This is a genomic window from Caulobacter sp. 05T431, from assembly GCF_056665975.1.
In genome coordinates this window covers 68959-88806 of the sequence record NZ_JBFTKU010000016.1, presented here as the reverse complement: position 1 = coordinate 88806, position 19848 = coordinate 68959, and the positions used below count along the sequence as shown (strand labels likewise).

Genomic DNA, 19848 nt, shown 5'->3' with positions numbered 1-19848 from the left:
CGGCGACAGAAACGGAACGGGAACAATCCACAGCTTGGCGAGGCGTCCAGGCTCTGCCATGGTTGCAACCTCAAATGGAGCTTTCGCATGCGTCTTCTGCTCGTCGCCGCCTTGGCCTGCGCCCCCGCCTCGGCCGCCTTCGCCCAAGCCCCGGAGCCCGCCGGCCCGACCGTCACGGTGATCGGCAACGGCCGCGCCGAGACGCCGGCCGACTACGCCTGGCTGTCGTTCAACCTGCGCGGCGAAGGCCCCACCTCGCCTGAGGCGGTCACGGCCCTGTCGACCAGCCGCGGCAAGCTGGACGCCAGCCTGGCCGCCTTGTCCGGCAAGCCGACCCTGGACGTGCGCAGCAGCACGCTGTCGATCCGCGAAGTCCGTCCCAAGACCTGCAACGCCAACAACTACGGGGCGCCCAACCTCAGCACCGGCGAATGCGCGGTGATCGGCAGCGTGGCCACGGTCGGTTTCCAGGTGAAGGTGACGCCGGCCAAGCAGGTCGGCGACGTCGCTTCCCTGGCCGCCCAGCTGGGCGGTTCCGACATCAATGTCAGCAACGGCGGACTGACCGACGACCAGCCGCTGGAGGATAAGGCGATGCGGTCGGCCATCGCCGACGCCAAGCGCCAGGCCCAGCTGATCGCCGAGAGCTCGGGCGGCAAGCTGGGACCGCTCGTGCGGATCCAGGATTCCCAGGCCGTCAACATCGGCGCCTTCGGGGTTCCCCCAGCGCCTCCGCCGCCGCCCCCGCCGGCGCGCGCCGAGGTCGTCGTCACGGCGTCCAAGCTGGCCGCGCCCCTGGCCATGACCCCGCCGCCGATCACGCGCACGGCGCGGGTGACGGTGACCTACAGCCTGCTGCCCTAGTCGGAATCGATCAGGCGATCGGGGTTTCCGAGGAGCCGCCTTCGAGGCGCTCGACGGCGTCCTCGGCCATCTCGGCCACCTCGTCGTCCTCGCTCTCGGCGGCCAGCCGGTACAGCTGCACCGCTTTGGCGCGGCTGGCCTTCACGCCTTCGCCGTCCTCGTACATCTGGCCCAGGTCGTAATAGGCCGTGAGGTTGCCGGCCTTGGCCGACTGGGCGTAGAGGCTGAGCGCCTTCTCGAAGTCGACCGCGACGCCCTCGCCGTTGTGATAGGCGGCGGCGACATTGGCCAGGGCCACGGCCGAGCCCTGCTGGGCGGCGTCCACATAGAGCTTCAGCGCCTGGACCTCGTCGACCGGCACGCCATAGCCCTGCAGATAGTAGGAGCCCAGGTCGTTGATCGCGTCGACCGAGCCGGCGGCGGCGGCCTTGCGCATCCACGCCACGGCCTGGGCCTCGTCGGTCGGCACGCCCTGCCCCAACTGATAGGCCAGGGCCAGCTTGTACATCCCGCCCTCGTCGCCGCCCATGGCCGCGCGCCAGTACCAGCCCAGGGCTTGGGTCAGGTCGTCGGCGCTGGTCTCGTAGACCAGGCCGGCGTTGTAGGCGCCCAGGGCGTCGCCCTCGGCCGCGGCGGCCTTGTACAGCGACAGGGCCTTGGCCTGGTCCTGGTCCAGGTCGTCGCCTTCGAAATAGAGGTTGCCCAGGGCGATCATGCAGTCGGTGTCGCCGGCCTTGACCCCCTGCTCCAGCCAGCGCACGGCGGCGTTGACGTCGCGCTGGTCGCCCTCGCCGTCGAGATAGCTGCTGGCCAGCAGGTCGTAGGCGGTGACGTCCCCGGCCTGGGCCCGACGCAGCAGCTCGGCCCGGCTCGGCTCGGCCGCCGCGGCGGGCGCCGCCGGAAGCGGGGCCGAAAGCGCCGGCGCGCCGATCGCGAGGATCGTCGCCAAGGCCAAGCCTGCAAGGCTGTTGCGAGCCATCGGTGCCATCTGCGTCACGCCCCTAACGATCCCGTCCTTCGGGTAGTCTCGCGTACCACTGTTGTCAAAACACCGGAAAGCGGCAGGTAGCCGCATGGAAACGGAACGGGAACATGCTATAGGCCTGGGCAATGCTCGCGGCGACCGCCCTTCCTCCACGCTTTCAAGAGTGGTTCGCCTCGCGCGGCTGGGCGCCGCGGCCGCATCAGCTGGCCATGGTCGAGAAGGGCCGGCAGGGTCGTGACGCCCTTCTGATCGCCCCCACGGGCGGCGGCAAGACCCTGGCCGGCTTCCTGCCCAGCCTGATCGAGCTGGCCGAGCGGGCCCCGCGCAACACTCCCGCCGGCGTCCACACCCTCTACATTTCGCCGCTCAAGGCCCTGGCGGTCGATATCGAGCGCAACCTGGCCACGCCGATCCGCGAGATGGGCCTGAACATCGTGGCCGAGAGCCGCACCGGCGACACCGGCGAGGCCCGCAAGCAGCGCCAGCGCCTGCGCCCGCCCGACATCCTGCTGACCACGCCCGAGCAACTGGCCCTGTTCTGCGCCTGGGAGGGCGCGCGGACCTATTTCGAAGACCTGTCCTGCGTGATCATCGACGAGGCCCACGCCATCTGGCCCTCCAAGCGCGGCGACCTTCTGTCGCTGGGGCTGGCCCGCCTGCAGCGCTTCGCGCCGAACATGCGGCGGGTGGGGCTGTCGGCGACGGTGGACGATCCGGACCTGGTAAGAAGGTGGTTGGGCTGGAATGGCCCCCGTTCCAATTCAGATCCTCCCCCCGTGGGGGAGGCGGCCGAAGGCCGGTTGGGGGATACGGCGGCCAACGCCGGATCACGCCCCCCTCCGCCGGCTTCGCCGACACCTCCCTCACAGGGGGAGGATCTGCACACCGTCGACCTCGTCCTGGGCCAGGGCGGCGCCCAGCCGATCGTCGAGGTGCTGGTCTCGGGCGGCCGCGTGCCGTGGGCCGGGCACACGGCCGAGCACGCCATGGCCGAGATCTACGAGATCATCAAAGGCGCCAAGACCGCCCTGGTCTTCGTCAACACGCGCTTCCAGGCGGAGTTCGCGTTCCAGGAACTGTGGAAGCTGAACGACGACKGCCTGGCCATCGCCCTGCACCACGGCAGCCTGGCGGCCGAGCAGCGGCGCAAGGTCGAGGCGGCCATGGCCCGCGGCGAGATCCGCGCCGTGGTCTGCACCTCGACCCTCGACATGGGCATCGACTGGGGCGACGTGGACCTGGTGATCCAGCTGGCCGCGCCCAAGGGGGCCTCGAGGATGGTCCAGCGGATCGGCCGCGCCAACCACCGCCTGGACGAGCCCTCGCGCGCCATCCTGGCCCCGGCCAATCGCTTCGAGTTCCTGGAATGCCGCGCCGCCGCCGACGCCATCCTGGGCGGGCATCTGGACGGCGAGCCGGCTCGCATCGGCGCGCTGGATGTCCTGGCCCAGCACATCATGGGCTGCGCGTGCTCGGAACCCTTCGCCCCGACCGAGCTCTATGACGAGGTCCGCACGGCCGGCCCCTACGCCGACCTGTCGTGGGAGGACTTCGAGACCGTCGTCGACTTCGTCTCGACCGGCGGCTACGCCCTGCGCACCTACGACAAGTTCCGCCGCATCGTGCCGGGCCAGGACGGGCTCTGGCGAGCGCGCAACGCCCAGGCGGTGCTGGCCCACCGGATGAACGTGGGGGCCATTGTCTCGCCGGCCATGATCAATGTCCGCATCGGCGGCGGCAAACGTCCCATGGGCGGGCGCAAGGTGGGCGAGGCCGAGGAGGGCTTCTTCGAGGCCATGACGCCCGGCGACACCTTCGTCTTCGCCGGCCAGGTCTGGCGGTTCAACAGCCTGGTCGGGGCCGACGCCTTCGTCACGCCCGCCCCGGACAAGGACCCCAAGATGCCCAGCTGGGGTGGGTCGAAGTTCCCCCTGTCGACCTATCTGGCCGGCCGCGTACGGGCGATGATGCACGACGAGGCCGAATGGCCCGCCCTGCCCCCGGACGTCCAGGAGTGGCTGAACTACCAGAAGGTCCGTTCGATCATYCCCGAGCAGGACGAGATGCTKCTGGAGACCTTCCCGCACGGGAAGCGCTTCCACCTGGTCTGCTATCCGTTCGAGGGGCGCCTGGCCCACACCACCCTGGCCATGCTGCTGACCCGGCGGCTGGACCGGCTGGGCGTCGGGCCCCTGGGTTTCGTGGCCAACGACTACGCGGTGGCCATCTGGTCGCTGAAGCCGATGGACCAACTGGACCTGGACGAACTGTTCGCCCAGGACATGCTGGGCGACGACCTGGAGGCCTGGCTGGACGAKAGCTTCCTGATGAAGCGCGCCTTCAAGGTCTGCGCCCTGATCTCGGGCCTGATCGAGCGCAGGCATCCGGGCATGGAGAAGTCCGGCCGGCAGGTGACCTTCTCGACCGACCTGATCTACGACGTCCTGCGCCGCCACCAACCCGACCACCTGCTGCTGCGCTGCGCCCGGGCCGACGCGGCGACCGGGTCGCTGGACGTGGCGCGGCTGGGCGACATGCTGGCGCGGATCGGCGGCGGCCGCATCCGCCATGCGACCCTGGACCATGTTTCGCCCTTCGCCGTACCGATCATGCTGGAGATCGGCCGCGAGCGCGCGCCGGGCGACGCGGCGGGCGAAATGGTGCTGGCCGAGGCCGAGGAAGACTTGATCGCCGAGGCGATGGCTTGATGAGAGTATTGGTGGCGTGACCCAACTGGCGTTTCAGATCGGCGATTGCGGGGGCCTGCGGCTCGAGATCGCGGGGACGCGCGCCGTCCTGCGCCACTCCGGCGCCCTGTGGCTGGAGGCCGAGCGCACGATGGTGGTGGCCGACCTGCACTTCGAGAAGGGCAGCAGCTACGCCGCGCGCTTCGGCCAGATGCTGCCGCCCTACGACACCCGCGAGACCCTGGACCGGCTGGAGCGCGAGCTGGCGGCGCTGTCGCCCGCGACCCTGGTCTTCCTGGGCGACAGCTTCCACGACGGCGCGGGCGAGGATCGCCTGCCGGAGGAGGACCGGGTCCGCATCGCCGCCCTGGCCCTGGGCCGTCGGCTGGTCTGGGCGGTGGGCAACCACGACGAGGATGGGCCCAGGAGCCTGCCCGGCGACGTGGTCGACGAGGCCGCGTTCGCCGGCCTGACCTTCCGCCACGAGCCCCTGCCCGGCGCCCAGCCGGGCGAGGTGGCCGGCCACCTGCATCCGGCCGCCAAGGTGACCAGCGGCCGGGCCACGGTGCGGCGGCGCTGCTTCGTCACCGACGGGACGCGCCTGGTCCTGCCGGCGTTCGGGGCGTTCACGGGCGGACTGAATATCCTGGACCCGGCCTTCGCCCCGCTGTTCGGCGGCCCGGCCCTGGCCGCCGCCCTGGGGCCCCGGCGCGTGCACGCGGTCGGCTGGAAGTCGCTGCGGCCCGACTGACGGCCCGCCCGACGAACGAACGGATCACCCTCCGCGTCCGGGCGTTTGATCCCCGGGACGTTGGAAAATGGAGATTTCGTGATGCGACCGATCCTGATCGGCATCGGCGCCGTTCTAGCCCTGTCGCCGTTGGCGACCCCGCAGGTCGCCGTGGCCGGCGAGCCCCCGGTCAAGACCGTGGCCAAGCTCGACGCCAAGGACCCGAAATACGACACCGAGGCCTGCAAGGCCCTGCGCACCAAGGCGATCGACTACGAAGAGCCCAATCTGCTGAAGAAGGCCGTCGGCATGGGCGGCAACGCCGTCGTGCCGTTCGCCGGCACCGTGGCCTCGGCCGCCCTGGGCATGCAGCAGAACACCAAGGAAGAGAAGCTGAGCAAGCAGGTGGCGGCGGCCTGCGTGTCCGACCCGCTGAACGAGGCCACGCCCTTCATCAATGCGCCGAAGGCCAAGGACGAGGCCGCCTCGACGGTGGTGGTCAGCGCGCCGGTGGCCGATGTCGCCACGGGCGCTGCGACGGACGCGGCGGCGACCGAGGCGGTGGCCACCAACCAATAGGCGACGTCTTCTAGAGGTGGAGGGCCTGCTCGAGGGCGAAGGCCAGGGAGATGGCCGCGCCGGAGGTCAGCAAGGTGCGCAGGCGCGGACGCCAGGCGGGGCCGTCATGATTGGTCACGTCCCACAGCCATTGCAGGATGAAGACCAACAGGAAGCCCGAGAGCTGCCACGCGGGCTCGAACTTCAGGCCGCCCAGCAGCAGGCCGAAACCGGCCAGGGGGAACAGCAGCGAAAGGCCCAGGGTCATCCAGCGGGGGCTGGCGCGCTCGATCTCGAGACCGCAGCGCACGCCGCCCAGGTACGACATCATGGCGCTGGAATAGGCCAGCAGGCTGATCAGCGCGACCTGCCGCATGTCGATGGGGCCGTAGCAGAACAGGGCCGAGCAGACGATGAACGGGACCAGGGTGGCCAGGCCGCAAACCCATACGGCGGGGGGCACCGGCACGCGATCCTGCGTGTGATCGGCCGTCGCTGCTTCGAACGCCATGTCTACTCCTTCGGGCGCGAGCTCCGACGCGCGCCCTTCCCCCCGGAAGGGACTGACTATTACCGAGGTCAGCCCATAGGTCCACGGACGATATTTGACCACAGGACACAGCCTGTGGTCGAGCGCGGACGCTCGCACACCCAGAAAGGTTTGGGAAGCTTGGCCTTAGGGCTCAGCGGGCCCAGGTCGACAGGCGGCTGAGGGTGTCGCCGTCCAGGGCGCCCGACGGCTGCATGTTCTGGTCGCGCTGGTAGGCGGCGATGGCCATCTGCAGGGCCGGCGAGGTCACGCCATCCTGCGGGCCCTGGTAGTAGCCCAGCTTCGACAGCGCGCGCTGGGCGGTGGCCAGGCCGGCGCTGGGGGCGGCGGTCGAGACAACGGCCTGGACGGGCGCGGCGGCCTGCGAACGGAAGGCGCTGGCCGAACGCTCGGCGATCCGCTGGCCCTCGGCGGTCAGCTGGGCGCGCAGGGCCAAGGCCCGGGCGCGCGAGGCGGTGTCGCCCGACCGCGCGGCGATCAGGTACCACTTGTAGGCTTCGGTCGGGTTCTGGCTGACGCCCCACCCGCCTTCATAGAGCTGGGCCAGGTTGAACTGGCTGTCGACCAGGCCCAGGTCCGAGGCCTTGCGGAACCAGCTGGCGGCCTTGGTCGAGTTCCGTTCGCCGCCCTCGCCCTTGTAGTAGTAGAGGGCCAGGTTGTGCATGGCGCGGGCCTCGCCGGCCGTGGCGGCGCGCTCGGTCCAGCGACGGGCCTCGGCCAGGTCCTTCTTCACCCCGCCCTCGCCCTGCTCGTACAGCTTGGCCAGGTAGAACTGGGCGCGCGGCAGGCCGAGGTTGGCGGCCTTGCGCAGGCTTTCCAGGCCCGTGCGGTCCTTGGCCTCGATGCGGCGCACGCCGTCCTCGTAGAGGGCCTGGGCGTTCTCGGACGGGGGCGCGACGGGCGCGGCCTCGATCGGGGCGGCCTCGACGGGCGTCGCGGCGGCGGACGTCAGGGCCACGGCGGCGCGGGCGCCGGCCGGGCTGGTGTCGACCTCGGCCGAACGGATCTCGCCGCTCGACTTGTTGGCGATGCCCTTGGCCACGCGGTCGGGAAGCGGTCCGCCCGCGCCTTCGGAATTGATGAAGAAGCTGGCCGCGCCCACGCCCAGGCAGGCGGCGGCGGCCGAGACCATCAGGGCGGTCTTCATGCCGCCCTTCTTGGCCTTCTTCTCGGAGCCCTTGGCGCCGAAGCCGGCGAACAGCGAGGTCGCCGGCTTCTTGGCCTTGGTCTTGTCCTTGCCCTTGGCGTCGCCGGCCAGGGCCGCTTGGCGCGCGGCGGCGCGGGCCTGCTCGATCACTTCGCGGGTCGACAGCGGACGGCCGGGCGCGGCCGGCTCTTCCGGCGCCGAGAAGCCGGAGGCGCCGAATTCCGGAGCCGAGAAGTCGCTGTCGTAGTCGGTTTCCGCCTCGAACGCCGCTTCCGGCTCCAGGGCCGAGGTGAAGCCGTCGGCGGCCTCGAAGTCCTCGTCGCCGAACTCCATGGCGGGCGGCTCGGCGGTCGGGAAGGCAGGAGCCTCATACGCGGGTGCCTCGAACGCCGCCGGGGCCGCGGTGCGGGCCGGGGTCGAGGTCTGGGCCGGGATGAAGGCGGCCGGCTGGTGGAAGACGTCCTCGGGGACGGCCTCGCCGCCGAACGAGAAGCGGTCGCCGTCGTCGAACGGCGAGGCGGCGGGACGGGCCGGCGGCGCGGCCGCGGCGGCCTGCTCGGCCAGGCGACGCTGGGCGTCGGCCAGCTTGGTGTCGATCTTCTCGCGCGCTTCCTCCAGCAGGCGCGCGGTGCGCTCCTCGCTCTGGCGGATGCGGTCGACCAGTTCCTGCGACGTGCGCTCGTGGCGCTGGTTCAGGCGGTCGGTGACGCGGGTGACCYGGTCGCCGACATCGTCKATGGCCAGGGCGTTACGGCGCTCGGCGTTGCCGATCCGCTCGGCCAGCTTCTCGGTGATGCGGGCGATCTCGGCGCCCAGCTTCTCCAGGGCCTGGGCCTGGACGCTGTCGGCGCGGTTCAGCTTCTGGTCGATGCTGGCGGCGACCTGCTCGATGGCGGCGTTGGCGCGGGCTTCCGAGGTCTGGACGCGGCGGTTCAGGGCGTCGGCCATGCCGACCACTTCGCGACCCATGCGCTCGATGGCCTGGGCCGAGCGCTGCTCGGCGGCCTGCACGTGGGCGGTCATCTCGCCCAGCTTGCGCTCCATGCGGTCGAAGCGGCCGTCGGCGCTCTCGCGCAGCTTGGCGGCCATCTCCAGACGGGCGGCCTCCATGCGCTGGGTCAGGCCGTTGGACAGGTCGTCGAGCCGCTTCTGGACGCCTTCGCCCGGATTGCTGCTCTCGACGGTGCGCAGGCGGCCGTCCAGGGCGGTGAACGACGTGGTCAGGGCCTGCAGGGCTTCGGCGGTGCGGGCCTCGGCGGCTTCCAGGCGCTGGCCCAGGCGGGCCACGACTTCCTCGACCAGGGCCGAGGGATCGCCGGCCCCGACGCCGGCCTGGTTGTCCAGGCGCTGTTCCAGATGGGCGATGGTCTCGCGGGTGCGGGCCTCGCCCTCGTAGAGGTGGCCGGCGACCTTGCCCAGGGCGCCTTCCAGGGCGCGCAAGGCTTCAGCCGAGCGCGGACCGGCGGCCTCGGCCTCCATCCGGCGCAGCCGTTCGGCGGCGCGGGTCTGGTCGGTCTTGATCTCGTCCACCGCGCCCTCGAAGCGGGCGGCCACGGCCACCTGCTCGCGCTCGGCGGCGACTAGGCGCTGCAGGGCGCCGCGCACGGATTCGTCGATGCCGGAGATGGCCTGGGCCGAGCGCTTCTCGGCCGCCTCGATGCGGTCGGTCAGGCGGTCCAGGGCGACGGCCACGCGACCGACTTCGTCAGCGGGATGCTCACGCGCCTCGATGCGCGACGGCGCGCCGCGACGGTCGGTCTCGTAATAGGAAGGGTTGGCGCGGTCGTTGTTGACGGCCAGTGACGGACGGCTGGGCTCGCCGAAGGCTTCCAGGGCGGCGGCGTCGAAACCCTCGCCCTCGATGATCATTCGATTGAGCCATTCGCCCAGCGTCATGCCGGAGCGACGCGCGAGGTCTTTCGCAACCTCACGTGCCTTGGGGTCGATCCCCTTAACGCTCCATGGCGCGGCGGCCGTCATCCGAATCGTTCCCTATGCACCTGGGAACCAACGCTAGACACCGATTCCTAGCGTGTAAACGCGACCTCAACCGCTACATATAGCAATGGTCAAGATTAACTGTGGATGGTTAACAGGCACACTTCCTCAACGTGTGTACCTAAGATTCGGCTGCACGTGGTTAACGCGCGTTAACGATTTGCATGGCTGATTGTCGCAGGCCATGAGAGTGAAATGGAGCTTCCGACCACTATCGCCATCGCCGTCGCCGCCCTGCTGTTCGCCGTCTTCTGCGGCTGGCGCGGGGCCCGTCCGATCAATGTTCTAAAGGGTCCGCGGATGATGCCGTGGCGCCCGCTGATGGTGGCCGGCGCCGTCGTCGCCCTGCTGATGGCGGCCCATATCCTCAATCTGCTGGGGATGAAGACGGGCGACCCGCGCTACTAGGTCGCGGCCTTTTCGTCAGTCCGGAGACGCCGCCGGACGACAGCAGGCCGATGTCCGCAAGCAAAAAGGGTATGGCCCACTTGTGAGGCGCGGCAATGTAGCGCGGCTGCCAGACCGGGTCGTACTTGTCCTTGTACCGCCGCACGCCCTGGAAATTGTAGATTTCCTCGCCGCGCTCGTAGAGCAGACGGCCTACGCGCGACATGATCGGCGCCAGCGGGCGATCCTCCAGGCCGGCCAGCGGGGCCACCCCGAACTCGAACGCCTGATACCCCTGCTCCTTGCCCCAGCCCAAGAGCTCGACGAACAGGTAGTCCATGACGTTCTTGGGCGCGTCGTCGGAATAGCGCATCAAGTCCATCGAGAACGAGACCTTGTTGGCCGTCGTCCAGAGCGTGGCGAAGGCGACGATCTGGTCCTCGACCCGCACCAGGGCGACCGGGAACTCGGCCACATAGCGCTCGTCGAAGCCGCCCATCGAGAAGCCCTTCTCGCCGCCGGCGTGGTGGGCCAGCCAGGCGTCGGAGATCACCTTCAGCGTGGGCATGATGGTGTGGACCTGGTCGGCGGGCAGGACCTCGAAAGCCGCCCCGCCCTCCCCGGCCTTGCGCCAGTTGCGGCGCAGGACCTCGCGGCGGCGGCCGGCCAGCGAAAAGGCCTCCAGCGGCACCGCGGCGCTCTCGCCGGTCTTCTGGATGGCCAACCCCAGGTCGACGCTGTCGGGCAGGTCGGCGGGACCCAGGGCATAGAAGCCGGCGCGGGCGGCGTGGGCGTCGGCCAGTTCGCGGAAGCGCCAGAACAGCTCCATCCGCTCGTCGTCGCGCCCGACAGGGGGCCCCATGGCGATCCAGGAGCGGCCGCGCACGCCGAACATCAGGAAGCTCTCGCCCGAGGCCGAGAACAGGAAGCGCTTGTCGCCCAGCAGGGCCAGGTTCGACGGCGGCTCGGCGCTCTCGGCCTTGGCCAGGATGGCGCGCACCCGGTCGAAGTCGGGGTCGGTGTCGTCCACCACCGGCGGGGTGGCGGGGGTGGCGATCAGCCGCCAGACGCCGATGGCCATCAGCACGATGGCGGCGGCGGCCGACGAGCGGATGGCCCGGGCCACCTCGCGGTCGCCGATCGTCTTCATCACCGACTGCGAGGCGTATTCGGTGTGGGCGAAGGTCCACCAGCCGCACAAGGCCACCCCGACCAGGGCCGCGGCCGCCGACAGCAGCCAGCCGGGGGTGATCTCCATCCGCGACAGGGCCGCCTTGCGCGGGAAGGCCTCGTGGAACGGCAGCATGGCCAGCATGATGGCGGTCAGGATGACCGTCTCTTCCCAGTTCAGCCCCTTGAACAGGGCCAGGATCGCGCCGCCCGCCAGGGCGAACAGCGCCGCCCACCAGGCCGCGTCCAGGCGCGAGCGCAGGCCGAAGGCCAGCAGGATCAGGACCAGGCCCAGGATCGACGAGACGAAGTGGCTGACCTCGATCAGCGGTCCGGGAGCCACGGCCACCCAGATCGCGAAGCGGGTCGGCTCGGACGGCGTCGCGCCCGAGGCCAGCAGCAGGATGCCCGCGCAGGCCGCCAGGATGGCCGACAGCGTCGGCGCGACGGCGAGGAAGGCTGGCCTCAGTTGCGGCGCGGACATCAAGACCCCTGATCGGCGAATCCCGGCGGGACACGTCATCGACCTCTTCTATAGCGCGCCTCGTCGCCAACGGTCGCCCACCGCGTGACGAACATCTGTTTGAATAAGCTTGCCCCCGTCGTCCCATGGCGTAGTCTGCCGGCCAAGGAAGCGAAACGGCGGCGCGGGAAAGCGCCGCGAGACACGCAAGAAGACGAGGGAGAACGGCCATGGCGGATTTCGGCGGCGGCGACCTGGACGCCTTCAGGGCCGAGACGCGATCCTGGCTCGAGGCCAACTATCCCGCGTCCCTGAACGCCCCGATGGGCGAGGACGACGCGCCCTGGGGCGGCAAGCGGTTCAAGTGGAAGAACCCCGACGCCAAGCTGTGGCTGGACCGCATGGCCGAGCGAGGCTGGACCGCCCCGATGTGGCCCAAGGAGTACGGCGGCGGCGGCCTGTCCAAAGCCCAGAACAAGGTGMTGGAGCAGGAGCTGCGCCGCATCAAGGCCCGCCCCGCCCTGATGAGCTTCGGCATCTGGATGCTGGGCCCGGTGCTGCTGGAGTACGCCACCGAAGAGCAGAAGAAGCGCTTCCTGCCCGAGATCATCCGCGGCGAGACCCGCTGGTGCCAGGGCTACAGCGAGCCGGGCGCGGGTTCGGATCTCGCGTCTCTCCAGACCAAGTGCGAAGACAAGGGCGACCACTGGCTGATCAATGGCCAGAAGGTGTGGACCAGCTACGCCGACCAAGCCGACTGGATCTTCTGCCTGGTGCGCACCGACACMACCAAGAAGCACGAAGGCATMTCGTTCGTGCTGTTCGACATGACCTCGCCCGGCGTCGAGGCCCGGCCGATCAAGCTGATCAGCGGCTCCTCGCCGTTCTGCGAGACCTTCTTCGACAACGTGAAGGTCCCGAAAGAGCAGCTGGTGGGCAAGGTCAACGGCGGCTGGGACATCGCCAAGCGCCTCCTCCAGTACGAGCGTCAGAACATCTCGGCCTCGGGCTTCGGCGGCGGCGGCGGGCTGGACCTGGTCGAGGCGGCCAAGAAGGAGATCGGGGTCGACGCTTCGGGCAAGCTGGCCGACGGCGACCTGCGGGCCCGCATCGCCCACCACCGCATGGACGCCCACGCCTTCATGCTGACCGTGCGCCGGGCCGAGGCGGAGTCCAAGCAGGGGTCGGGCCCCAGCGCCGCCGTGTCGATTATCAAGTACGCAGCCGCCAAGATGAACCAGGAGCGCACCGAGCTCCTGGTCGAGGCCCTGGGCCTGCAGGGCCTGGGCTGGGAGGGCGAAGGCTTCGCCAAGGACGAGCTGGCCGTGCCGCGCGCCATGCTGCGCGCCAAGGGCAACTCGATCGAGGGCGGCACCAGCGAGGTGAACCTCAACGTGGTGGCCAAGCGCGTGCTGGGCTTGCTGGATCACCAATAGCGGCGGCGCGGGATCATGAGCAGCATCGAAAGACTACCCGCCGAGCTTTTGAGCCGCGCCTCGCTCCACGCCGGAGAATACGCGTGGCCTCTGGCAGAAATTCCGACCGTCATTGAAGCCGCGCGCGCCGCGAACCTGTTGAATGTTGGAGGGCAACTGCAATTTCGCCTGCCTGATGACGGCGTGTGCGAATGCTATTGGGTGGAGGTCGACACCTACCGCACGGTCTCAAAAGAACAGCCTTGGGGGACACGCGTCGAAGCTGCGGCGGCGGATGCGCTTTCCGCCTTCAACGAACTGCCGAACGAATATGACTTTCTCGCCGAAGGTCAGAAGGGCTTCGCCAACCATCTGGATGCGTTGAAGGCCACGGGACGAGATCCCCGCGATGCGATGTGTTTCGTCTGGTATGCGATGAGCGCCGAAGACGAGAAGGCGCACGCCGCATGATCGAGTTCTGGTACGAGTTCGGCAGCACCTACAGCTATCCCGCCGCCATGCGCGTCGAGCGCCTGGCCCAGGCGGCGGGCGTGGCCGTGGCTTGGCGGCCGTTCCTGCTGGGGCCGCTGATGCACGAGCAGCAGGGTCTGAACGACAGTCCGTTCAACGCCTTCCCCGTGAAGGGCGACTACATGTGGCGCGACCTGCAACGGGTCTGCGACATGGAGGGCCTGCCGCTGGTCCATCCCAGCCAGTTCCCGCGCAACGGGCTGCTTGCCGCCCGCGTCGCCATCGTCGGGCTGGAGGACGGCTGGACGCCCGCCTTCAGCCGCGCCGTCTACCAGGCCAATTTCGTCGAGGACCACGACATCTCGAAGCCCGAGGTGCTGGCCCCGCTGATCGCCTCGGTCGGCGCGGGTCCCGACGAGGTGCTGGCCGCGGCCGCCAGCGATCCGATCAAGTCCCGCCTGAAGGACCACGTCCGCCAGGCCCAGGAACGCGGCCTGTTCGGCGCGCCCTCCTTCGTCACCGCCGACGGCGAGCTCTTCTGGGGCAACGACCGTCTCGAACAGGCCCTGGACTGGGCCGTCCGTCATCAGAATCTGGAGCAAGCCTGACATGGCCGTCCTGACCGAAGAACAGACCATGCTGCGCGACGCCGCCAAGGGTTGGACGCAGGACAGCGCGCCCGTCACGGCCCTGCGCAAGCTGCGCGACGGCGGCTCCAGGCAGAGCTTCGACCCGGCCGCCTGGAGCGAGATGGGCGCCATGGGCTGGGCCGGGGTGATCGTGCCCGAAGAGCACGACGGCTCGGCCTTCGGCTATCTGGGCCTGGGCCTGATCCTGGAGGAGACCGGCCGCAACCTAGTGGCCTCGCCCCTGCTCTCCACCGCCATGGTCGGCGCTGCGGCCCTGGTCCTGGGCGGTTCGGACGCCCAGAAGGCCGCCTGGCTGCCGAAGATCGCCACGGGCGAGGCGGTGGCCACCCTGGCGATCGACGAAGGCGCGCACCACGCCCCGCTGAACACCACGCTGTCGGCGAAGGAAGGCGGCAATGGCTTCGTCCTGAAGGGGTCCAAGACCTTCGTGCTGGACGGCGAAGCCGCCGACCTGCTGATCGTCGCGGCCCGCACCTCGGGCGCGGCGGGCGACAGCGACGGGATCACCCTGTTCCTCGTGCCGGGCGGCGCCAAGGGCGTGACCCGCAAGCATCTGGCCCTGATCGACAGCCGGGGCGCGGCCGAAATCGCCTTCGACAAGGTCGAAGTCGGTGCGGACGCCGTGCTGGGCGAGGTCGGCAAGGGCTGGGCGATCCTGGAGCCGGTGCTGGACCGCGCCTATGCCGGCCTCGCCGCCGAGATGCTGGGCACGGCAACCGCCGCGTTCGAGATCACCCTGGACTACATCAAGACCCGCACCCAGTTCGGCCAGGTGATCGGCACGTTCCAGGCCCTGCAGCACCGCGCCGCCAAGCTGTTCACCGACCTGGAGACCACCCGCTCGTGCGTCGAGGCGGCGCTGGAGGCGGCGGATGCGGGCGGCGACACCCGCCTGCTGGCCTCGCTGGCCAAGGCCAAGGCTTCGGAGGTGCTGCATCTGGCGTCCAACGAGATGGTCCAGATGCACGGCGGCATCGGCATGACCGACGCCCACGACGCCGGCCTCTACATGAAGCGCGCCCGCGTCGCCGAGGCCCTGTTCGGCTCGGCCTCGTTCCACCGCGACCGCTACGCGCGGCTGTCGGGGTTCTAGGCTTAGCCCTAGGAACCGCCCTTCACCATGACGGTTCTTCCTGCTCCCCGAGACGCAGGAAGAACCATCATGAGCACCGATCCCAACGACAAGGCCGCCGTCGAGAAACGCCTCTGGAAGGAGCTGGACCACACCCGGTTCGGCATGCTGGGCCTGACGGACGGCCACCAGCACTTCCAACCGATGACCGCCTTCGCCGAGCCCGAAAGCGGCCAGATCTGGTTCTTCACCAAGGACGACACCGACCTGGCCAAGAGCGCCGGCGGCGGCACCCAGGCGATGTTCATCGTCCAGGCCAAGGACCAGGACTTCCAGGCGTGCATCGGCGGCGTGCTGTCCACTGCCCGCGACACGGCCCGCATCGACAAGTACTGGAACCCGATGGTCGCGGCCTGGTTTCCGGACGGCAAGGACGACCCGTCCCTGACCCTGCTGCGCCTTGACGCCAAGGATGCGGAGTTGTGGATCTCCAAGGGCGGCGCGATCCGCTTCGCCTGGGAAGTGGCCAAGGCCAACCTGACCGACAGTACGCCCGATCTGGGCGACAAGGCCCACGTCAACCTGGGCTGAACGGGTCCTCAAAAGCAAAAGTCAGACCTAACGGGGCCCTGAGAAAGTTCATCCAGGGCCCCGACCTCGCACACGGCGATGGGTTCTCCAACTATTCCTGCAATGTCGGGTTCCCGACGCAATCAATAGCACTTTGGGAACCCCGGATAAGGGTTCTGCATTTGTGTCGGCTACTCGACAACATCGCACCGGCTTCCAACTTATAGCTTCGGAATCCTACCGCACATCGGTCGATTCGGCCGACGGGACCGCCACACCCTTGAAAAACCGCCTGCTCGCCGCCCTGCCGTCCGAGGATTTCGGGCTGATCTCGCCCCATCTCACCCACCATGAGCTGGAAAAGGGCCGGCACCTTTGCGATCCGGGCGACCCGATCGAGGTGGTCTATTTCCCCCACGACTGCGTCATCTCGCTGATGACGCTGATGGAGAACGGCGCGGCGATCGAGTCCGCGCCGGTGGGTCGCGAGGGCGCCCTGGGCCTGATGGCCGCCGTGGCGCCGCGCCAGTCGCTGGTGCGCGCCATCGTCCAGGCGCCCGGCTTCGCCTCGCGGATCAACGCCACGGCCCTGCATGAGGCCTGGAGCCGCAGCCCCGCCCTGCGCGACCTGGTCGACCGCCACAACGAGGCGCTGTTCGGCCACGCGATCCAGTCGGTGGCCTGCAACGCCCTGCACGGGGTGGAGGCCCGCTTCTGCCGCTGGCTGCTGTCGTGCCGCGACCGCATCGACGGCGACACCATCAACCTGACCCAGGAGTTCCTGGCCGACATGCTGGGCGTCCAGCGCACCACGGTCACGGCCGTGGCCGGCTCGCTGCAGGCCAAGGGCCTGATCCGCTACCGGCGCGGGGTGGTCGACATCCTGGACCGCGCCGGCCTCGAGGCCATCACCTGCGAATGCTACGCCGCCGTGCGCCGCGGCTACGAGCGCCTGCTGCCGCTTCCCTTCGGCTGACGCCTCCCCATCTCCAACGACAGGTTGGAGAGGAAGCCCGCATGATTGTCCGCAACTGGCATGGCCGCGTGCCGGCCGCCCTGGCCGACCGCTATCTGGCGCTGATGCGCGAGGTCGCCCTGCCCGACTACAAGTCCACGCCCGGCAACCTGGGCGCCTGGTGCCTGACCCGGCCCGAGGGCGAGGTCGTGCACTTCGAGATGCTGACCTTCTGGACCGACCTCGAGGCGATCAAACGCTTCGCCGGCGAGGACTTCGAGCACGCCAAGTACTACGACTTCGACGCCGAGTTCCTGCTCGAGCAGGAACCCTTCGTGCGGCACCACGAGGCGGTGAGCGAATAGCGTCCTAGCGCTTGCGCGTCGGGAACGGCGCGTGGGCCAGGCGCAGCAGGTTGGCCGCGCCGGGGGCGCCGAACGGGGTGCCGGCGACGATCAGCACGCGCTCGCCCGGACCGACCAGGTCCAGCGACACGGCCTTGGCGACGGCGTCCGAGGTGACGACCTCCAGGCTGTCGGGCTGGCCGCTGACGCGGGCCTCCACGCCCCAGACCAGGCACATGCGGCGCACGGCGTTGATCTGTGGCGACAGGGCCAGCACCGGTTGCAGCGGCCGCTCGCGCGACAGGCGCCGGGCGGTGGCGCCGGTGGTGGTGAAGGCCACCAGGCATTTGGTCGAACCGGCCTTGGCGGCCTGGGCGGCGGCCACCACCAGGACGTCGGCGTCCTCGTCGTTGTGCGGCTGTTCGGCCTGCATCAGTTCGGGCCAGCGCGGATCGCGCTCCACCCGCTCGATGATGCGGCTCATCATCGTCACGGCCTCTTCCGGATAGTCGCCGGCGGCGCTTTCTGCCGACAGCATGACCGCGTCGGCGCCCTCGTAGACCGCGTTGGCCACGTCGGACGCTTCGGCCCGGGTCGGGGTCGGCGAGCTGGTCATCGACTCCAGCATCTGGGTGGCGACGATGACCGGGATGCCGCGCTCGCGGGCGGCGCGCAGGATGACCTTCTGGGCCACCGGCACCTCTTCCGGGGCCATCTCGACGCCCAGGTCGCCGCGGGCCACCATGACGCCGTCGCACAGGTCCAGGATCGGGCCCAGCACTTCCAGCGCCTGGGGTTTCTCGATCTTGGCCAGGACGGCGGCGCGGCCTTCGACGATGCGGCGCAGCTCGGCCATGTCTTCCGGCGCCTGCACAAACGACAGGGCGATCCAGTCGACGCCCAGGCGCAGGGCGAAGGCCAGATCCTCGCGGTCCTTCGGCGTCAGGGGCGACATCGGGATCACGACGTCCGGCACCGCCACGCCCTTGCGCTCAGACAGCTTGCCGCCGTTGACCACGGTGGTGTTGGCGTAGCCGGGGCCGGCGTCGGTCACCGTCATCCGCAGCTTGCCGTCGTCCAGCAGCAGGGTCGCGCCGGGACGCATGGCCACCAGGATCTCGGGGTGCGGGAGGTGCACCCGCGTCTCGTCGCCCGGCTTGGGATCGTCGTCGAACCGGAAGGCCTGGCCGGCCTTCAGCGTCACCGGACCGTCGGCGAACTTGCCCACGCGCAGCTTCGGGCCCTGCAGGTCGGCCAGGATGCCCAGCGGCCGGTCGACCACCTTCTCGGCGGCGCGGATCGCGTCGTACGAGGCCTTGTGGTTCTCGTGGCTGCCGTGGCTGAAGTTCAGGCGGAAGACGTCGGCCCCGGCCTTGGCCAGGGTGATGATCATCTCCGGCGAGCTGCTGGCCGGGCCGATGGTGGCGACGATGCGGGAGCGGCGCGCGCGGATCATGAAGCTGCTCCGGAGAGGCTAGATTATGCTGCGATGCGGCAAGAAAATGCCGCAAAGCGGAAAGGATTTGCTCAGAGCGAACGTCATTCCCGAATTTCGCGCCTGACAACGTTGTCTAGCGCCAAGGGTTCGGATTCGCCACCGATGACTTAGCGTCAACCACCAAGCCTTTCCACCTTGAAGACTTCCGAACGTCGAGGTCACCCCATTTTAAACGCCTGAGGCGATATCCGATCCACGGGGCGCGCGGAAAAACCCTAGCCGATCGGGCCCGTGGACTCGCGGACCACGAGTTCGAAATCCAGCAGGCGCGAGGGCGGCGCCCCGTCGCCTTCGGCCCGGGTCGCGCCGCCCAGCAGCAGGTCGGCGGCGGCGGCGGCCATGGCCTGGATCGGCTGGCGCACGGTGGTCAGCTGCGGCCAGACCACCTTGGCGCCGGGCGTGTCGTCGAAGCCGGCCACCGACAGGGTCTGGGGCACTTCCAGGCGCAGGCGATTGGCCACCGCCATCACGCCCAGGGCCATGTCGTCGTTGGAGGCGAAGATCGCCGTGGGGCGGTCGGGGCGGTCCAGCAGCCGCTCGGCCGCTTCGAAGCCCGAGCGGAACGAGAACCAGCCCTGCTCCACATGGTCCTCGCGCACGGCGTGGCCGTGCTCCTTCATCGCCGCCACATAGCCCTCGTAGCGCAGGTGCGAGGCGCCGTGCTCGGGGTGGCCCTTGATGAAGCCGATGTCGGTGTGGCCCAGCGAGATCAGGTGCGCGGTCATCTCGTAGGCGGCGCGCACGTCGTCCATGCGCACATGGGCCGAGCGGTCCAGGTCCTGGTCGGGCGACAGCCGCACATAGGGCACGCCCTCGGCCTCCAGCACGTCCAGCACCGCGACGTTGTCGCAGACCGGCGGCGTCAGGATCACGCCGTCCATGCGCAGGGTGTGCAGCATCGGCTCGACCTGGGCCGCCACGTCGCCGGTGGAGTCCAGCGGCTCGACGATCAGGTGGTAGCCCTCCTCGCGGCAGCGGGCGATCGCGCCCAGCTGGACGTCGGTGACATAGGCGGGGCTCGGGTTGTCGAAGAACACGCCGATCAGATAGGCCTTCGACCCGGCCAGGCTGCGGGCCGAGATGTTGGGCCGGTAGTTCAGGGCGGCGACGGCTTCCTGCACCCGCACGCGGGTGTCGTTCTTAACGTTCGGCTCGCGGTTCAGCACCCGCGAAACGGTCTTGATCGATACGCCCGACAGACGGGCGACCTCGTGGATCGTAACCTTGGAACTCAAGACAGCCGGCCTCGCGAAGCGTCGGAAAATCGACAAGCGACGCAATAAAGGCATGACAGCCTTGTCAAGGCGAGCCCACTTCACGCGGAAAACTCGCCT

The 19848-nt window shown here is 69.5% G+C and carries 18 protein-coding genes; 12 read left to right on the top strand and 6 right to left on the bottom strand.

The features are described 5' to 3' along the window. Positions 1 to 87 precede the first annotated feature (87 nt). Positions 88 to 864, top strand: a complete 777-nt coding sequence (locus tag AC1U89_RS15655; protein ID WP_479900616.1) for an SIMPL domain-containing protein — start codon at positions 88 to 90, stop codon at positions 862 to 864. A gap of 10 nt (positions 865 to 874) precedes the next feature. Here AC1U89_RS15655 and AC1U89_RS15650 read toward each other — a convergent pair whose 3' ends face one another. Beyond that, positions 875 to 1813 carry a tetratricopeptide repeat protein gene (locus AC1U89_RS15650; RefSeq protein ID WP_479900615.1) on the bottom strand — a complete coding sequence of 313 codons (939 nt, stop codon included), beginning with the start codon at positions 1811 to 1813 and terminating at the stop codon, positions 875 to 877. Between the two features lie 161 nt (positions 1814 to 1974). Between AC1U89_RS15650 and AC1U89_RS15645 the strand changes: the two genes are divergently transcribed. From AC1U89_RS15645 to AC1U89_RS15635, 3 genes are all read left to right on the top strand, one after another. Continuing rightward, complete coding sequence (locus AC1U89_RS15645; protein WP_479900614.1) at positions 1975 to 4557, top strand: ligase-associated DNA damage response DEXH box helicase; 2583 nt, start codon at positions 1975 to 1977, stop codon at positions 4555 to 4557. A gap of 25 nt (positions 4558 to 4582) precedes the next feature. After that, a complete protein-coding gene (gene pdeM / locus AC1U89_RS15640; protein WP_479900673.1) occupies positions 4583 to 5287 on the top strand; it encodes a ligase-associated DNA damage response endonuclease PdeM in 705 nt (234 codons plus the stop codon). A 78-nt stretch (positions 5288 to 5365) separates the two neighbouring features. Next, positions 5366 to 5845: a hypothetical protein gene (locus tag AC1U89_RS15635; protein ID WP_479900613.1), complete on the top strand. Its 480-nt coding sequence runs from the start codon at positions 5366 to 5368 to the stop codon at positions 5843 to 5845. Between the two features lie 10 nt (positions 5846 to 5855). On the opposite strand, the gene AC1U89_RS15630 is transcribed toward AC1U89_RS15635, so the two are convergent. Both AC1U89_RS15630 and AC1U89_RS15625 read right to left on the bottom strand, forming a co-directional pair. Further along, entirely contained in the window at positions 5856 to 6335 is a 480-nt protein-coding gene (locus tag AC1U89_RS15630) for a DUF3429 domain-containing protein (protein WP_479900612.1), read from the bottom strand. 172 nt (positions 6336 to 6507) lie between these two features. Further along, positions 6508 to 9417 carry an SEL1-like repeat protein gene (locus tag AC1U89_RS15625; protein ID WP_479900611.1) on the bottom strand — a complete coding sequence of 970 codons (2910 nt, stop codon included), beginning with the start codon at positions 9415 to 9417 and terminating at the stop codon, positions 6508 to 6510. Positions 9418 to 9714: 297 nt separating this feature from the next. On the opposite strand from AC1U89_RS15625, the gene AC1U89_RS15620 reads away from it, so the two are divergent. After that, on the top strand, positions 9715 to 9927 hold the full coding sequence (locus AC1U89_RS15620; protein WP_479900610.1) for a hypothetical protein: 213 nt from the start codon (positions 9715 to 9717) through the stop codon (positions 9925 to 9927). On the opposite strand, the gene AC1U89_RS15615 is transcribed toward AC1U89_RS15620, so the two are convergent. After that, positions 9887 to 11560, bottom strand: coding sequence for a phosphatidylglycerol lysyltransferase domain-containing protein (locus AC1U89_RS15615; RefSeq protein ID WP_479900609.1), 1674 nt, complete (start codon positions 11558 to 11560; stop codon positions 9887 to 9889). The two genes, AC1U89_RS15620 and AC1U89_RS15615, sit on opposite strands and share 41 nt — an antisense overlap. 209 nt (positions 11561 to 11769) lie before the next feature. Here AC1U89_RS15615 and AC1U89_RS15610 point away from each other — a divergent pair, with 209 nt between their 5' ends. The 7 genes from AC1U89_RS15610 (at position 11770) to AC1U89_RS15580 (ending at position 17037) form a co-directional block, all read left to right on the top strand. Then, on the top strand, positions 11770 to 12975 hold the full coding sequence (locus tag AC1U89_RS15610) for an acyl-CoA dehydrogenase family protein (RefSeq protein ID WP_479900608.1): 1206 nt from the start codon (positions 11770 to 11772) through the stop codon (positions 12973 to 12975). A 15-nt stretch (positions 12976 to 12990) separates the two neighbouring features. Further along, complete coding sequence (locus tag AC1U89_RS15605; protein WP_479900607.1) at positions 12991 to 13425, top strand: hypothetical protein; 435 nt, start codon at positions 12991 to 12993, stop codon at positions 13423 to 13425. Beyond that, positions 13422 to 14033, top strand: coding sequence for a DsbA family protein (locus AC1U89_RS15600; protein WP_479900606.1), 612 nt, complete (start codon positions 13422 to 13424; stop codon positions 14031 to 14033). The genes AC1U89_RS15605 and AC1U89_RS15600 overlap by 4 nt, the downstream gene beginning before the upstream one ends. A 1-nt stretch (position 14034) precedes the next feature. After that, complete coding sequence (locus AC1U89_RS15595; protein ID WP_479900605.1) at positions 14035 to 15168, top strand: acyl-CoA dehydrogenase family protein; 1134 nt, start codon at positions 14035 to 14037, stop codon at positions 15166 to 15168. Between the two features lie 69 nt (positions 15169 to 15237). Beyond that, positions 15238 to 15738 (top strand): pyridoxamine 5'-phosphate oxidase family protein, encoded by a 501-nt coding sequence (locus AC1U89_RS15590; protein WP_479900604.1) that lies wholly within the window; start codon positions 15238 to 15240, stop codon positions 15736 to 15738. 259 nt (positions 15739 to 15997) lie between these two features. Continuing rightward, positions 15998 to 16693: a Crp/Fnr family transcriptional regulator gene (locus tag AC1U89_RS15585; RefSeq protein ID WP_479900603.1), complete on the top strand. Its 696-nt coding sequence runs from the start codon at positions 15998 to 16000 to the stop codon at positions 16691 to 16693. Positions 16694 to 16734: 41 nt separating this feature from the next. Beyond that, positions 16735 to 17037 carry an antibiotic biosynthesis monooxygenase gene (locus tag AC1U89_RS15580; protein WP_479900602.1) on the top strand — a complete coding sequence of 101 codons (303 nt, stop codon included), beginning with the start codon at positions 16735 to 16737 and terminating at the stop codon, positions 17035 to 17037. Positions 17038 to 17041: 4 nt separating this feature from the next. Here the strand turns inward: AC1U89_RS15580 and pyk are convergent, their stop codons facing one another. Continuing rightward, the gene (gene pyk / locus AC1U89_RS15575) at positions 17042 to 18472 is read right to left on the bottom strand and encodes a pyruvate kinase (RefSeq protein ID WP_479900601.1); all 1431 of its coding nucleotides are present in this window, start codon (positions 18470 to 18472) and stop codon (positions 17042 to 17044) included. A 257-nt stretch (positions 18473 to 18729) separates the two neighbouring features. Beyond that, positions 18730 to 19749 (bottom strand): LacI family DNA-binding transcriptional regulator, encoded by a 1020-nt coding sequence (locus tag AC1U89_RS15570; protein WP_479900600.1) that lies wholly within the window; start codon positions 19747 to 19749, stop codon positions 18730 to 18732. Positions 19750 to 19848: the final 99 nt, after the last annotated feature.